The following is a 15,790-nucleotide window of genomic DNA, read 5'->3' as shown; positions in this document are numbered from 1 at the left end:
CCATTTCGGTAAAAACTGGTCGAGGTACGCCAACCAAGCGTTTAAATTCAGAATCTGAAAAACGGTTTAAGTTCTGATATCTCATGAAACTTAGATTGAGGTGGTTTTGACTTTCGCAAGAGGTCTATTATATATGAGGTGTAGAGATGACTAATCCAAATCAACCCCAACAACAAAATGATCAACAACGCCAACAGCAGCAACAGAACGACAAACAACGTCAACAGCCTGGCCAACAGCAACAAAATGATCAGCAACATCAACAGCCGGGTCAGCAGCAAGGCAATATGCCTCAACAGCAGCAACAAAATGACCCACAGCGCCAGCAAAATGATCAGCAACGTCAGCAAACTGGTCAACAGCAAGATTTTCGACAAAATCAGAATGACCAAAATAATCAACAGCAATAATGCGTTGATTGAACATTAAATTTCACATTTTAGAATGTGAAATTGTATTTCATTGCTTGGCTATTGATTCCGAAAATTAGGAGCTACACAAAATGACTGATCCCAAACTTTAGAAAATCAAAACCGTACGTCAAATAATGAGTCTGATCGGTATTGGCGTGAAAATTATTCCAGTCGACCTTATTATCAAGATTTACAGCGTGATATTCCCGATATCGATTATGACAAGGATTTATCCTCTGCTTACGAATTTGGAAGAAATTCACGTTCTGAATACGGCGAAAATACCCGTTTTGAAGACTCGGAAAATGATCTTGAAAGCAAATGGGAACAGTTTAAGGCGAACTCTCGCTTAAAGTGGCAACAAGCGAAACATGCTGTAAAAGATGCATGGGACAGAATATAAAGAAATGAAAATTTTCATTTAAAATCCTACTCACGAAAAAAGCACCCTCGGGTGCTTTTTATGAAATATCTTTTTCTGATTAATTAAACATTTGCCCAAATGCATAAATCACAAACATCAGCATCAGTGCAGATGATGAAGTTACAAGGAGTTCTATTGTTTTCATAACCCACTCTCACTTCCTTATCGTGGAACTTTCTTTATACACAGATATTTTTTGTCAGACAATAACAATTATTGACATAAATGTATCAAAAAATACTAAACATATAAATATCACATTTTAAAATCTACACTTTCTCTCATTACAAATACAACAATTCATTGCAAAATATGTCGCTTGTTTTTAAAACATTTCCTTTATTTTAATATTTATTTATTTTTCAACAATTTAAATCTTAAGTCTTTAACTTTTTACTTACATTTAAATATTCAGGTCATAATATATGATTGAACTTTCCTGTTAATTTTTACTACCTATTTTAGGGGGGTTCATGGACTCAGATTCAAATTTTTTTACAACTTGTAGACTTGCTCTCTTCTTCACTGACTGCTGTCTAGAGATCCATCAAGAAAATATTTCCTGACTTGTTCAACAGGCAAGCTCAAGTAAAATTTTCAGGCATTAAAAAACCGCCTTAAAGACGGTTTTCGTATTGCTCTAACCCTTATCCCTTACACCGCATTTACATGCGCATTAAGCCGGAACATTTCATTTACACCCGTATAGAAACTGCGGCCATCAAGATTCAAATCAATTTCAATACCGGATTCAAGCAAGACTTTTTTGCCTACTTCAACCCATTTAAATCCATCACGGGTATTTTGCATTTTTTTAAAAGGAATTAACGACACAACAATTTCACGACCATTTACCGATTTTGCAACTAAATTTTCAGTTTTATTCAACATTTACACCAATTTTGTAATACAGATAGAAAAGCCACCATTGGCATTTCAAAATAACAACCTTAACTTGGGATCACTCGAATGAGAGGAGATTTCTCGTATACCAATTTTGAACGAGAACATTTTCATGTCAGTTTTATTGTTGAAGCTATTATAACAGAAATACTGATTTAAGTCTCATTAATATATCAGTGTTACAAATTACAATTGTATTCAAAGATTTCAAGTTTTTTACCCTATCGATCCTTACATGTAGAAAATTACTTTACTGGTATACCCGCAAATAATCTGCAATCAAACGTGCTGCCCAAGATTCAGGCTGTTTAAGACCCTCATAAAAAATACAGTGGCTGCCCTTTTTAGTGGTCACAACCACAATATTTGGCATCTTCTGAAGGGTTTCCTTATAAGGCTCCAGATTCTGGATATGACACACAGGATCATCTTCCGCATTTAAAATCATCAACGGAATTTTGACATTTTCAAATACATGAATCGGATTGGTGGCCTGATTATAGTCTTCAAGGCTGCTATAGCCTGCCAGTTCAAAATAATAAGATTGAAACTCCAATAAATTCCTGGCAGCAAGCACTTTGGGCAAGGAGGCGGTTTGTTGCCATGTTTCCCTATAAGGATGAATAAAGGATTCAAATAGCTTTTTCGTCATCACTTTACTATAGAAAGGATGTACATTTTGAAAACCCAGTTCAGTGTCATACCCTGGACACAAGGCAAATGCTGCCTTAAACGGTGTTTGCTCGCCTTGTTCTCCTAAATAGCGGACCAATAGTCCTGTGCCCGCAGATGAACCAACCGCATAGAGACTCGAATCTGGAAATTTGCTTTCAATATATTGAACCTGTTCACGTAAATCATCAGTCGAACCAAACATGGAAATTTTTGGAACAGGCAGAGGTAAATTGGCATGGCCACGGCGCAAACATAAGGCTACACGCCATCCGGTATGTCGATGCAAGTCACGAACCAGCTCGGCCATACTTTCCGGTGTACCCGTCAAGGTAGGCATCAACACAATGGTTGGGGTATCTTCAGTAACATGAAGTCCATACCAGGCAATAGCGGTGATCCCGCCATCAGACATGTTTAACTGTTCAATAACCTCATATTGGAGTTGCACCGCTTTTTTTTTGATTAAATCAAAATAGATCAAATGCAGATGTGTATTTGACAGCCACGGCGTTGGACGGTATTTCTGTTTAAGTTGGGGCAAAGCTTCAAGTACTTGCCCTGCTTCCCCTTGTGGATCATAGTACAGGGTAGGCAATGCCGCACCTGTAACCTGATCGACAATTTCTTGCACCAACTGACCGATTTTATTGACCACAAACTTCATATTCGGTTTACCTCAAAAATGATGTAACGCAAAATACTTAGTACATGTCATTCCATTAACAGTTCATACTTTTACTATACGCTTTATGCTTTAGGCATAAAAGCAACAATACGCTGCCCCATCTGTGCCGCCAATGCTTCCAGACCACTCTTCGGACGCAGCATTACTTCAAAATCAATAATTTGACCATGTTCATTAAACTGAATCATGTCAATGCCCTTGAGTTTTTTTTCACCCACATGGGCGGAAAACTCCAGCACCACATTCATTCCATCTTCAGTATAGAATTCGCGGTGGTAAGTAAAGTTTTCAAAGATCTGGATCACATTACTCAGAATAAAAAATACTACCTGTTTGCCCAGATAAGGGTTGTATGCTACAGGTGAACGAAATACTACATCTTCAGCCAGTAATTCATTCAGAATAGACATGTCACCTGTTTGCAGCATTTCATGCCAGCACGCAATTGCCTGTTTTGTGGTTTCGATTGTCATTTTAGCTTCCTTTTTTGTTTTATATTTTAAATAAAAAGAGTCCCCCTTTGAAAAAGGGAGATTTAGGGAGATTCATCTATTTAATATTAAATAATTAAATCCTCTCCCTAACCCTCTCCTTTAATAAAGGAGAGGGAAAAATTACATATCTATTTGTCTACTTCACCAGAAATCCTGATTTGTAAACAAAAATTGTAAAAGTAGGTTTCAATATTTTTAAATCACAGCCGCTAAGTCAGCCCCTTGACGGATGGCACGCTTGGCATCCAGTTCACCCGCTTCTTTGGCTCCACCAATCAAATGCACATTTTTACCATCCGCTTTCAGTTGATCGAACATCGCGGTGAAAGGTTCCTGACCGGCACAAATCACGATATTGTCGACTTCTAAAACGGTCGGCTGACCATTCACTACAATATGCAAGCCCTGATCATCAATCTTTTCATAGCTGACTCCTGCCAGCATTTTCACTGCACGGTGTTTCAAACCGGTACGGTGAATCCAGCCGGTGGTTTTACCCAGGCCCGCACCCACTGAACTTGCCTTGCGTTGCAATAAGTAAATTTCACGATTGGACTGTTCTACTTGTGCGTGCTTCAATCCACCAACATTTTCATAACGCGTATCAATACCCCATTCATTATAGAATTTTTCAGGATTCAGACTAGCACTATCGCCTTCATGGGTTAAATATTCCGCGGTATCAAAGCCGATACCACCAGCCCCAATAATTGCGACACGTTGACCGACTGGCTTACGTTCTTTTAATACTTCGAGATAAGTGAGTACTTTCGGATGGTCAATACCGTCAATCTCTAAATGACGCGGAGTGACACCTGTCGCTACCACAATCTCATCAAAGTCGGACTGGCTTAATGCTTCATAAGTCGCTGGGTGATTTAAAAGCACTTTAATATTGGGCTGTAATTCAATTTTACGTTTGAAGTAACGCAAGATTTCATAAAATTCTTCTTTGCCTGGAATGGTCTTGGCAATATTGAACTGACCGCCAATTTGATTAGCTGCTTCGAAAATGGTGACCTGATGTCCTCGTTCAGCAGCATAAGTTGCGAAACTTAAACCTGCTGGTCCTGCGCCAATCACGGCAATATTTTTAGTCTGAGTCGTTTCCTTAAAAATCAGCTCCGTTTCATAACAGGCACGTGGATTGACCAGACAAGATGCAATTTTCATGGAGAAAATATGATCCAGACAGGCCTGGTTACAACCAATACAGGTATTGATTTCATCACTACGTCCTTGCTCTGCTTTTTGCATGAAGAAGGCATCGGCAAGCATCGGACGTGCCATGGAAATCATATCAGCATGACCTGAAGCCAACACATGTTCCGCCATTTCAGGGGTATTGATACGATTGGACGTAATAAGAGGAACTTTAACCAAACCTTTCAGCTTTTGAGTGACCCAAGTAAATGCTGCACGTGGTACTTTGGTAGCAATGGTCGGAATGCGCGCTTCATGCCAACCAATCCCGGTATTGATAATGGTGGCACCGGCTTTTTCAATCTCTTTGGCCAGTTGCACCACTTCTGCAAAGGTAGAACCGCCATCGACCAGATCCAGCATCGATAAACGGTAAATAATGATAAAGTTTTCCCCTACCGCTTCGCGGGTACGCTTGACGATTTCAATCGGGAAACGGATCCGGTTTTCATAACTGCCTCCCCATTCATCATCCCGATGGTTGGTGCGCGCAGCAATAAACTCATTAATCAGATAGCCTTCCGATCCCATAATTTCTACGCCGTCATAACCTGCGTACTGCGCCAGTTTTGCACAGTGGGCAAAATCAGCAATAGTTTGTTGTACTTCTGCGCTGGTTAAGGCATGCGGTTTAGTCGGGTTGATCGGTGCCTGAATGGCAGATGGTGCAACCAGATCAGCCTGATAGGAATAACGCCCGGTATGTAAAATTTGCATGGCAATTTTACCCCCGGCATCATGTACCGCTTGGGTAATCACTTTATGTTTTTCCGCTTCTTCCTTAGAGTCTAATTTTGCTCCACCCGCAAAGGTCAGACCTGCATCATTCGGTGCAATCCCGCCCGTCACAATCAGCCCTACACCACCTTGTGCACGTTCTGCATAAAATGCCGCCATACGCTCATAACCACGTGGCGCTTCTTCCAGCCCTACATGCATGGACCCCATCAAAACCCGGTTTTTAAGGGTGGTAAAGCCTAAATCTAAAGGCGCTAATAAATGCGGGTAATTAGACATACAATCTCCTTGGCGTGCTCTCTTAGCTGGCGAATATCTTTTAATGCAACTTGTTGCATAACTTATATTCCAGATTTTATTTTTATGCAACATGTTGCATAATGAACTGGTAAAGATTTATTGACTGAGCCGTTTATGTCCTTAGCCCATGTTTTATTGACCAGTCTGATTGAAAGACCCAGTACCGGTATTGATTTGGCTCGTCGCTTTGACCGCTCCATGGGATTTTTCTGGAATGCGACCCATCAGCAGATTTACCGTGAACTCAGCGCCATGCAACAAAAGAACTGGATATCCACGCTTGAAGATCACGGCTCCAATACCCGTAAAAAGACCTATCAGGTTGAAGCTCTGGGACGTGCCGAACTGGCCGACTGGATGGTCAAGCAAAGTCCGCCTGCCCAATTGCGTGACGACTTAATGGTCCGTTTGCGTGCCGAAGCTCAACTCGGTGGCAATGCCGTGTTGCCGGAACTGGAACGACATCTGGTCTTGCATCAACAAAATTTAAAAATTTACCAAACGATTTTCGCCAAGGATTTTGCCCATGCACAGGATCAAGACCGTACCCTGTTTATTCATAAAATGATTCTGCAACTGGGGATTGACTTGGAAATAGGCTGGATCAAGTGGCTAGAAACCATGATTCCACAGTTAAAAGCCTTTGAAGATAAAACCTAAATAAAGGATAAGCGTATGCCACACTACCTGATGCCTGATAATGAACGACTGTTTGTGCGTGAGTTTGGACAAGGACAAGCGGTATTGGTCCTGTCAGGTTTGGGTATGCAAAGCTGGCAATGGCTTCCATTTCTTTATCAGCATGCTAAAACTCATCGCTTTATTATTCCGGACTGGCGCGGCTTTGGTGTTTCGCAAAAGTGTGTCATTCCCGAAATGGATGCTATTTCCAGTCACTGGCGTGATATTGACAGCTTGATTGAACAGCTTCAGTTAAACGAGTTTTCGGTGATTGCCTATTCCATGGGTGCTACCACGGCGATGCATGGCATGCAATATGGCAACTTTTCCGAACAGATCACAGCCTATTTACATATTGACCAGACCCCTAAAATTTCGGTAGATGATAGCTGGGATTATGGTTTATTTGGTCAACAGCATCAGTTATTTATTTCTATTCTGACAGAGCTGTCGCAGTTGCTGGCTCAACATCAACACATTCAATATATAAAAGACCTGAATAGCCAAGCCCGCAGACAGATTGCCAAGCTCTGGCTAGAGTTTATTGGCCTGCAGAACAGCAATAAATACCGTTTAAAAGCCTTTGAATGGGTCTTAAACCAGTCGCGATTGCAAAGCTTATTACTGCCGTCTAGGCGGGTTGACTATATGGCATGGTATATCAACAACTATCTGTACCATCAGGAAGATTACCGCGAAGCCCTGCAAAAACTGCAATGTCCAGTGACTTTTTTCAGTGGCACGCAATCCAAGCTTTATCCGGTAAAAGGTCAAACCTTGATTGCGCAGAGTATTGCTCATGCTAAACAGATCCGTTTTGAAAAATCTGGGCATACTCCGTTGCTTACTGAACCGCTAAAGTTTGCACGAGAAATTAGCGCATTCCTGCAAGACAATGTGACTCATAAATCTTAAACAGCTGAATGATGTCAGGAGTCAAAATGAAAAAACTCGTAGTCTTTTCGGGTGCTGGCATGAGTGCCGAAAGTGGCATCAACACTTTTCGGGACAATAATGGCTTATGGGAACAGTACCGAATTGAAGACGTGGCCACACCTGAAGCCTGGAAACGCGATCCGAAACTGGTACAGCGCTTCTATAATGAACGGCGCAAAAATATTCTGGCTGCCAAGCCCAATGCTGCTCATCTGCTGATTGCCGAACTTGAAGATGTTTTTGATGTGCATGTCATTACCCAAAACATTGATGACCTGCATGAACGCGCTGGAAGCAGTCAGGTCATTCATCTACATGGCAATATTCGGCTGGCTAAGAGCTCGGGTCTAAACGCTCAGTACAGTACTGAATTCTATCTGGTCGAAGGTGCAGAGCTAGATTTGAGTAAACACTTCTGCAAGAATGGCTATCCTTTACGTCCACATGTGGTCTGGTTTGGCGAGGCTGTGCCTGCCTATGCCTATGCACAGGATTGTGTACAGGACGCGGATATTTTTATCGTAATTGGTACCAGCCTACAGGTTTATCCCGTGGCAGGTCTAATCCATGAAATTTCAGCCAATTGTAGTGCTTACTATATTGACCCCAAAGCTGATCAGCAGCAGCTTCCGCCCCAATTCCAGAAAATTGTGATGACAGCTACTCAAGGCATGCAATACCTGAAAAAAATATTGCGACAATCACGATAAGCATTTCTATTGAATAACAAAACCACAAAACAGATATTGACATAATGCAACAATAAAATTTTAATCAGCTTATTGTTGCATAAATGGAATTCTTAAATGCTGTCTGATCTTGATGATTTTTATTGCTTTGCCTTGGTGGTTGAACATGGAGGCTTTAGTGCAGCAGAACGCGCAACCGATATCCCAAAATCAAAATTAAGCCGTCGCGTTTACAATCTGGAAGAACATTTAGGAGTCCGGCTGATTCAGCGCAGTTCCCGCCATTTTGCTGTAACCGATATTGGCATGAATATTTACCGCCATGCCCAGGTCATGATGAATGCGGCACAAGCGGCTCATGATCTGGTCGATCATCTCAGCATTCAGCCGCGTGGTGTAATCAAGGTCAGTTTGCCTGTTTCAATTGCGCAAAATGAAATTGCCAAGATTTTGCCAAAATTCCTGAAAACCTATCCGAAAATTAAAGTGCAGCTCATTGTCAGTAACCGCCGTGTCGATATCATCAATGAAGGCATTGATGTGGCACTTCGGGTACGTTCCAATCTGGATGATGACCCGAATCTGGTTTTACGCAAATTTGAAAATATCGAGCAGCATCTGTTTGCCAGCCAGGCCTATCTGAATGAATTTGGCGACTTAAAACAGCCTGAGGATTTAAGCAATCATCAAATTCTCAGTATGTCAGATGAACATTTAGACCAATACATTGTTGTGCATGATGATAAAAACCGGCAGAAAAAAATCAAGGTCAATCCTATAGTAATGGGTTCTGACCTAATGATGCTGGCACAACTGGCACGACAAAATTGCGGAATTGTGTTATTGCCCGATAGCATTGTGCAGGATTATGTTCAAAGTGGTGAATTGGTACGTGTATTGCCGGACTGGAAAGCGCCACATGGTATTTTCCACGCGGTTTATCCTTCACGCCGTGGCCTATTACCTGCGGTCCGTGTCTTTATCGACTATTTGGTGGAACAGCTCAGTAAGCATTAAGCTTTTATGGATCTGGGTAAAAAAGCAATCACAGGGCTATCTTCAACCCATCAACAGATGCCTTGGATTTGCTAATGAATACATTACAAAAACCGTAAATCTTATTGTTACAAAAACATAAAATTTACTTGAGTAATACAAAAATTCAGGCAAAAAAAAGCTTATCCGAGGTGGATAAGCTTATAAACTTTACATAAGGAAAATAAGAAACTACAGCTAGAATCTATAGTTGTATATTACAAAGAAAAAATGTAAATATCTAATAGATAAAAGATATCAAAAAAGTATAGCAAAAACATTTTTACCTAATAAATCATAAACTTAAATCTCAATATCATAGATATTAAAACTTTATATGAACACAAAATATACAATTCTATACTAAAGTATAAAGTTGTATATTTCATTTAACTCTTCGCTTAAATTACAGGATATGAGCCAGTACCTTCTGGCCAAGGAGATAACAGTTCAAAACCGGTATCCGTTACAGCAACCATATGTTCCCATTGTGCTGTCAAAGAGCGGTCTGCTGTAACCACAGTCCAGCCATCCTTAAGCTCTTTAACACGCGCCTTGCCTGCATTGACCATCGGCTCAATGGTAAAAACCATGCCTTTTTTAAGGATCAGACCTTGACCAGGCTGACCATAATGCAGCACATTCGGCTGTTCATGATAGACCTTACCAATGCCATGACCGCAGTATTCACGGACAATGCTATAGCCCTCACGATGAGCCACAGACTGAATAGCAAAACCGATATCACCTAAAGTTGCGCCCGGTTTCACCGCATGGATGCCGGCCACCATGGCTTCATAAGTGGTTTCAACCAGTTTTTTCGCTTCCGGTTTTACATTTCCGACATAATACATCCGGCTGGTATCGCCAAAATAACCATCTTTAATGATCGCAACATCAATATTGATAATATCGCCATCCTGCAAAATGGTGTTTGGCGATGGGATACCGTGACAAACCACTTCATTTGGAGAAATACAGGTGGTTTTGGTATAGCCATAATAACCCACATTGGCTGGAATGACTTTTAAGGTATTCACAATGAAATCATTGCAGATATCATCCAGATACTCTGTACTTACTCCAGGCTTGACATACTTCCCTATCATCTCCAAAACCTGAGCAGCCAGACGTCCAGAAATACGGAGTTTCTCTAAATCTTGCTCAGTTTTAATGGTAATAGTGGAAGCTTTCATTGCATCATCCTCAGAAATAAGGCTTATGATTATAGTCCTTTTACTTGAATTTTGTTTAATATGAGCAGATAAACAGCGGAGTTTTGAGCATTTTTAGTCAACCATGTGGTTAATTTATATACATTTAAACGATCATTATAAAAAAATCAAAATCTGCTTAAAAAATTAAAAAAGCATGACAGCCTATACTTTTATGCTTTTTACCAATTAATCAAATATATAAATAAACTTAAATTCTTCAGTTGTTCAGTTGTTCAGTTGTTCAGTTGTTCAGTTGTTCAGTTGTTCAGTTGTTCAGTTGTTCAGTTTAAGAGCTTACTGAACCTCTAAAACTCATAAGCAGCATAAAATGAACTGTAAAAAAGCACTAATATCTTCTAAAATCGCTTTTTTGTTTAATTCCTCTCCCTTTTTATGACGAATCTCCGCACAAGGGATATTATTGCCTTGGGTTTTATGACTTTTGCACTTTTTATTGGTGCGGGCAATATTATCTTTCCACCAATTGTCGCTCAACAAGCTGGTGAACATGTATGGTTAGCTGCTTTAGGTTTTCTTATTACCGCAGTTGGCCTGCCTGTTATCACCATTATGGCACTTTCACGTGTAGAAGGATCCATCCAGAATTTAAGTTCACCTCTGGGTAAAATCGCCAGCCTGATTTTAACCATTGTATGTTACTTAGCTGTTGGTCCTCTATTTGCAACGCCTCGTACAGCCACGGTTTCCTATGAAATCGGTTTCTCTTCCTATTTTGGTACATCAAGTAGCAGCCTGCTGATTTATAGTGCAATTTATTTTGCAGTCGTCACTGTTATCTCCTTATATCCCAACAAACTGCTCGATACTGTCGGCCACTTCCTGGCACCTTTAAAGATTATTTCTTTGGCAGTATTAGGTATCTCTGCATTTGTCATTCCTGCTGGATTCATTTCACCTGCAATTAGCAACTATACGACTGCCCCAGTTTCTGAAGGTTTTGTCAATGGTTACTTAACTATGGACACCTTGGGTGCATTGGTATTTGGTATTGTTATTATTCACGCAATTCATTCACGTGGTGTAACAGATAAAAAACTGGTGACCAAGTATGCCGTGATTGCCAGCCTGATTTCTGGTGCAGGTTTAACCTTGGTTTATTTAAGCCTGTTTAAACTCGGTTTAGGCAGCCATGAAGTCGCTCCAAATGCAGCCAATGGTGCAGTGATCCTGCATGCCTATGTGCAGCATGCTTTTGGTGATATTGGTTCTGTATTCTTGACCGGCATGATTTTCCTGGCCTGTATGGTAACAGCGATTGGTTTAACCTGTGCTTGTGCAGAATACTTTTCGGAACTGACTAAAATTCCTTATAAAATTTTAGTGTTTGTTCTGGTTGGTTTCGCTTTCATCATTTCAAACCTCGGTTTAACCAAACTGATTGCTGTGTCTGTACCTGTTTTAAGTGCCATTTATCCACCAGCAATTGCAGTGATTCTACTGAGCTTCTTGTGGAAATTTTTTAACAGGCCTGCTTATGTGGTTGCACCAGTAACTGCAGTGGCCCTGTTATTCGGTATTTTTGACGGCCTGAAAGTTGCAGGACTTGAAGCCTACTTACCTGGCTTCATTCAAAATCTACCGTTAAACGCACAAAATTTAGCATGGCTGATTCCATCTATTATTGTGCTGATTATTGCTATCGTCATCGATAAAGTTAAAAAATAACTGAGTTGATGTGCTTAAAATCTGGTTTTACCCAAACCAGATTTTAACAGTGATCAATAAAACATCATGTTTTACCCAAACTGGGTTTTATTGTTTACATCCTCATCAATCTAACATGTTTGCTTAAAACATATAAAATTCAATCAGTCACGATTAGACTGATCCTACCACATCCCGTCCCAAACCTTGATACACTTCTAGACTGGCATCAATATTGCTTCTTTTATATTTACTATTGTTGAGTATCTTGACATCTTTTTAACTAGTAAGAATGAATGAGGAGGATAATTGCATATTCAGAAGAAATATCCAGCATTTATATGTTGAATAAAATCAGGCTATAAACTTATGTCTAACATATTTTTATGACAAAATAGTGACATCAACTATTGAAATGAATCGAAATACCAAGTACAACAATAGAAACTAATCTGACTAAAACAATTAGGTTTAGGTCAATATATAACCGGAGGTGTGGAGATGTTATCATTACATTTCAATAAAGAAATCTTCATTAACGCTCTAAAAGCAAATAAGAATATGGTCACTTATTTGAGTACTACGGTTGCTCTGATTGTGACACTCATTATTCATAGTTTAATTCAAGGCAACTTAAAACCTGAATTCTTTATGTATGCTTTTATTGTATCGGTAGCTTTCTATGTGTGGGCTGTGGTCGATCAGAAATACCGTCAACAAAAGCAGAATACTTCTACAGAATAAAAGATGGGTGAACTATCACCCATCTTAATAATAATTAATCATCCAAAACTTATACCAAAATCACCAATCATCAAGTTAAGACTTTCACCAGGCCGATCATTGTACCAAGCAATAATCCTGCTGTAGCACCCAACTCTCCAATGATCAGAAAAATCATTGCACTATTTAGCATCCATTTTGGCAAAGGCCAACGTCCCATTTGATAAGGCTGCTTAAACTGATTGGTCGTATCTTTCAGCCAGCCATGTAACACATAACTTAAAATTGAAAAGCTAAACAAGAAAAGATTGATCAATACAAAAGTAAAGTTAAGCCCATCACTCCAAATTGAAAAATGGGCTAGAATTGCAATAATCAGGCTGGCTGGTGCATAGAGCAAGCTACTTCTATGCGCAATATCAACATAATAATGGGCCCGCGCCTGTGCTGAATGATGAATCTGATAATATTTCCATACCCCGGTCAGCATACCCACCCAAAGAAAAACACCACTAAACAACACGGCCCAAGCTACAGCCTGTGTTAAATTTTCCGCTTCCATGCATTTATATCCTTATTTTTAGATCGTTATTTTGACTTTAAAGTCATGAATTATACAAGTTTCTTTTTAGAACTTGGCTACAGTAGTCACCATATATACTTATTCCATATTCTCCATATGAACACTTTTGAATCATTAACAATTACCTGTAAAGATGGATATTCACTTAGCGGCCGCTTTTATGCAGCCAAAGCTACGCAAAAAAAGAATTACCCAGTCCTCATCTGTCCAGCAACCGGGATTACCCAGAATTTTTATCAAGCTTTTGCAGAATGGTTAATCACACAAGGCTATGATGTTTTGAGTTTCGATTTCCGCGGAATTGGTCGTTCTTTACATGGTCCGATTAGTCAATCTGAAGCCAGCATTGTAGATTGGGGTAAACTGGATATTCCCGCTGCAATAGAAACCTTATTATATAAAACTCAAGCCGATCAGGTCATTTTAATTGGTCACAGTGCTGGCGGTCAGCTTTTGGGTATTGTGCCTAATCATGAAAAAGTAGCCAAAGTTGTTGCGGTTTCAGGTTCAACCGGGCATGTTAAAGGCTTAAAGGGCCGCACCAAATTGCTGGCTTCTGTCATGTTTAATGTCCTTTTTCCATTGGCTCGCATCACCAAAGGTTATGCTCCAACTCAAGCAATTGGAATGGGAGAAAATCTACCTAAAGATGTCGCCAAACAATGGGCACAATTTTGTCGTAAACCGGGTTATGTAATCAATGCGATTGGCAAAAGCGCGTTTGAAGATTATCACACTCAAATTAGCTGCCCGATTACGGTACTGTGGTCATCGGATGATGAAATTGCAACGGAAGCCAACGTAAAGGATTTATTACGCCTGTACCCGAATGCCGATACTCAAATGATTGAGCTAAAACCGAAAAGCTACGGACATAAAACGATTGGTCATATGCTGATGTTTAAGAAGTCTCATCAAAATTTATGGTCGGTGATTGAAAAAGAACTCTTGGCTTAAGCATTTATACATCGCCAATTTTAGAAAATTATGTTCTAATACACTTAGTTTGAGATGAGCCTCTTACAGTATATAAGCTTAGATCTTATATACGACTAGCCCCTAAACATGGGGCTTTTTAATGCCTAAAATTTATTACTTGTATATTATGGACAAAAATAATGGCGTTCTATAATTTTTTATTTAATTCAAAATCCGGACATTAAAGGTAAATCTAATTTTTTTTAATTAAAACATACCCGATTTCGTCCACTATTTTTGGCTTCATATAAATGCTTATCTGCTATTTCCAAGGCACTCATAAACTGGGATTCTGTCTCTATTTTAGCCGCTCCAAAACTTGCAGTAATTTTAATGTCATGAATAAAAATTTGATCTTCAACCTTTTTACGTAAACGCTCAACCAAAACCCATGAAGCCTCCTCATTTGGACTTTGCAGCAAGATAATAAATTCTTCCCCACCAAACCGCCCAACAATATCACCTTCCCGAATATTAAATCTGCATATATCGGCAAATGCGTATAAAATTTTATCTCCCACAACATGTCCCCATGTATCATTTATATTCTTAAAATTATCAATATCACACATCACAAGATAAACTTCACCATACTGTTTTTTCTCAAACAGGTCTTTGGTTTTTTCCAGGAAGCCATTCCGGTTATACAATTTGGTTAAAGGATCTCTCAACCGCTCTTCATTGAGGCTAGTAAACATTTCTTTTACAGCTACGGCCGAGAGAATAATGGCAAACCACAGACTGATAAAAACATTTATAGAAATCAGCATCATCCACCAAGTTGTAGTCGCCACGGTCATATGTTGCAGTTCTTGAAGATACACAATGACTATTAACGCTCTAATAAATGCATAGATAACGACAAAAAAATAGCTCAAACACAAAAGTTTTTCTAAAGCATAGGTTTTTTTAAATAAAGCATATACTTTTGGTAGGGCTAAAGCTTCTAGGCATAAAATCACCACACTAACTGTGACCACTCGTGACCATAAATTCTCATCGATATAGGTGAAATATAGAAGTAAAGTTATACCCGCAATAATAAAGCCAGAAGAGATCCATCTATTTAATTTTGCATTAGCTTTTAAGAACATTCCATGTACGACTGCCCAAACCCCACCTATATACATAATTGCAAACCAAGGCGCTGTTAGCCGTAGTTGTGTATTTGTCATCAATGTCTGTGTAGCGAATGCTACAGATAACAGAATACAACCAACTCCCATCCACATTAAATACTTGGGTGCTTTAAACCTTAAATATGCAACAATAAAGGCCGTACCAATCAGAATTAAGCAAATTGGGTAAATCAACAAGAAATAGTGAGTAGCTGGTAGATTCACGGACTTGAATAACCACTAGAACTGTGTAGTTTTTATTCTAAATTGTTTAGCTAAACTTATTCAATAAATATTTATTTTTAATAAGAAAATATTAATTGATTTTTT

At 39.5% G+C, this 15,790-nt stretch carries 15 protein-coding genes and 2 pseudogenes; 9 read left to right on the top strand and 8 right to left on the bottom strand.

The features are described 5' to 3' along the window. Positions 1 to 85 (bottom strand): annotated as a pseudogene (locus FTU91_RS08425) (IS5/IS1182 family transposase); the annotation flags it as partial. A gap of 61 nt (positions 86 to 146) precedes the next feature. On the opposite strand from FTU91_RS08425, the gene FTU91_RS08420 reads away from it, so the two are divergent. Both FTU91_RS08420 and FTU91_RS16600 read left to right on the top strand, forming a co-directional pair. Continuing rightward, positions 147 to 410, top strand: coding sequence for a hypothetical protein (locus FTU91_RS08420; RefSeq protein WP_180081784.1), 264 nt, complete (start codon positions 147 to 149; stop codon positions 408 to 410). Positions 411 to 543: 133 nt separating this feature from the next. Then, a pseudogene (locus tag FTU91_RS16600) lies at positions 544 to 816 on the top strand (hypothetical protein); the annotation flags it as partial. A gap of 675 nt (positions 817 to 1,491) precedes the next feature. Here the strand turns inward: FTU91_RS16600 and FTU91_RS08415 are convergent. From FTU91_RS08415 to FTU91_RS08400, 4 genes are all read right to left on the bottom strand, one after another. Then, positions 1,492 to 1,725 (bottom strand): hypothetical protein, encoded by a 234-nt coding sequence (locus FTU91_RS08415; protein ID WP_086197447.1) that lies wholly within the window; start codon positions 1,723 to 1,725, stop codon positions 1,492 to 1,494. Between the two features lie 265 nt (positions 1,726 to 1,990). Next, positions 1,991 to 3,079, bottom strand: a complete 1,089-nt coding sequence (locus tag FTU91_RS08410) for a YheT family hydrolase (RefSeq protein ID WP_180081783.1) — start codon at positions 3,077 to 3,079, stop codon at positions 1,991 to 1,993. A gap of 83 nt (positions 3,080 to 3,162) precedes the next feature. Beyond that, on the bottom strand, positions 3,163 to 3,573 hold the full coding sequence (locus FTU91_RS08405) for a nuclear transport factor 2 family protein (protein WP_180081782.1): 411 nt from the start codon (positions 3,571 to 3,573) through the stop codon (positions 3,163 to 3,165). Positions 3,574 to 3,789: 216 nt separating this feature from the next. Further along, positions 3,790 to 5,814 (bottom strand): FAD-dependent oxidoreductase, encoded by a 2,025-nt coding sequence (locus FTU91_RS08400; protein ID WP_180081781.1) that lies wholly within the window; start codon positions 5,812 to 5,814, stop codon positions 3,790 to 3,792. Positions 5,815 to 5,949: 135 nt separating this feature from the next. On the opposite strand from FTU91_RS08400, the gene FTU91_RS08395 reads away from it, so the two are divergent. The 4 genes from FTU91_RS08395 (at position 5,950) to FTU91_RS08380 (ending at position 9,158) form a co-directional block, all read left to right on the top strand. Continuing rightward, on the top strand, positions 5,950 to 6,495 hold the full coding sequence (locus FTU91_RS08395; RefSeq protein WP_180081780.1) for a PadR family transcriptional regulator: 546 nt from the start codon (positions 5,950 to 5,952) through the stop codon (positions 6,493 to 6,495). 15 nt (positions 6,496 to 6,510) lie between these two features. Continuing rightward, positions 6,511 to 7,431, top strand: coding sequence for an alpha/beta fold hydrolase (locus FTU91_RS08390; protein ID WP_180081778.1), 921 nt, complete (start codon positions 6,511 to 6,513; stop codon positions 7,429 to 7,431). A 26-nt stretch (positions 7,432 to 7,457) separates the two neighbouring features. Further along, the gene (locus tag FTU91_RS08385; protein ID WP_180081776.1) at positions 7,458 to 8,162 is read left to right on the top strand and encodes an NAD-dependent deacylase; all 705 of its coding nucleotides are present in this window, start codon (positions 7,458 to 7,460) and stop codon (positions 8,160 to 8,162) included. Positions 8,163 to 8,258: 96 nt separating this feature from the next. Then, complete coding sequence (locus tag FTU91_RS08380) at positions 8,259 to 9,158, top strand: LysR substrate-binding domain-containing protein (RefSeq protein WP_180081774.1); 900 nt, start codon at positions 8,259 to 8,261, stop codon at positions 9,156 to 9,158. Between the two features lie 419 nt (positions 9,159 to 9,577). Here the strand turns inward: FTU91_RS08380 and map are convergent, their stop codons facing one another. Further along, entirely contained in the window at positions 9,578 to 10,372 is a 795-nt protein-coding gene (map, locus tag FTU91_RS08375; protein ID WP_086197383.1) for a type I methionyl aminopeptidase, read from the bottom strand. A gap of 414 nt (positions 10,373 to 10,786) precedes the next feature. On the opposite strand from map, the gene brnQ reads away from it, so the two are divergent. Together brnQ and FTU91_RS08365 are read left to right on the top strand one after the other, a co-directional pair. Continuing rightward, positions 10,787 to 12,079 carry a branched-chain amino acid transport system II carrier protein gene (gene brnQ, locus FTU91_RS08370; protein WP_180081772.1) on the top strand — a complete coding sequence of 431 codons (1,293 nt, stop codon included), beginning with the start codon at positions 10,787 to 10,789 and terminating at the stop codon, positions 12,077 to 12,079. Between the two features lie 480 nt (positions 12,080 to 12,559). Further along, entirely contained in the window at positions 12,560 to 12,802 is a 243-nt protein-coding gene (locus FTU91_RS08365; protein WP_180081770.1) for a hypothetical protein, read from the top strand. Positions 12,803 to 12,872: 70 nt separating this feature from the next. Here the strand turns inward: FTU91_RS08365 and FTU91_RS08360 are convergent, their stop codons facing one another. Continuing rightward, on the bottom strand, positions 12,873 to 13,343 hold the full coding sequence (locus FTU91_RS08360) for a hypothetical protein (RefSeq protein WP_180081768.1): 471 nt from the start codon (positions 13,341 to 13,343) through the stop codon (positions 12,873 to 12,875). Between the two features lie 117 nt (positions 13,344 to 13,460). Between FTU91_RS08360 and FTU91_RS08355 the strand changes: the two genes are divergently transcribed. Continuing rightward, complete coding sequence (locus FTU91_RS08355) at positions 13,461 to 14,321, top strand: alpha/beta fold hydrolase (protein WP_180081766.1); 861 nt, start codon at positions 13,461 to 13,463, stop codon at positions 14,319 to 14,321. Between the two features lie 224 nt (positions 14,322 to 14,545). Here the strand turns inward: FTU91_RS08355 and FTU91_RS08350 are convergent, their stop codons facing one another. Continuing rightward, complete coding sequence (locus FTU91_RS08350) at positions 14,546 to 15,685, bottom strand: GGDEF domain-containing protein (protein WP_180081764.1); 1,140 nt, start codon at positions 15,683 to 15,685, stop codon at positions 14,546 to 14,548. Positions 15,686 to 15,790: the final 105 nt, after the last annotated feature.

It is taken from the genome of Acinetobacter sp. YH12201 (genome assembly GCF_013418145.1).
Classification (GTDB): Bacteria; Pseudomonadota; Gammaproteobacteria; order Pseudomonadales; family Moraxellaceae; genus Acinetobacter.
Note: the sequence above shows the minus strand (reverse complement) of the source record. Positions and strands in the feature narration are given on the sequence as shown.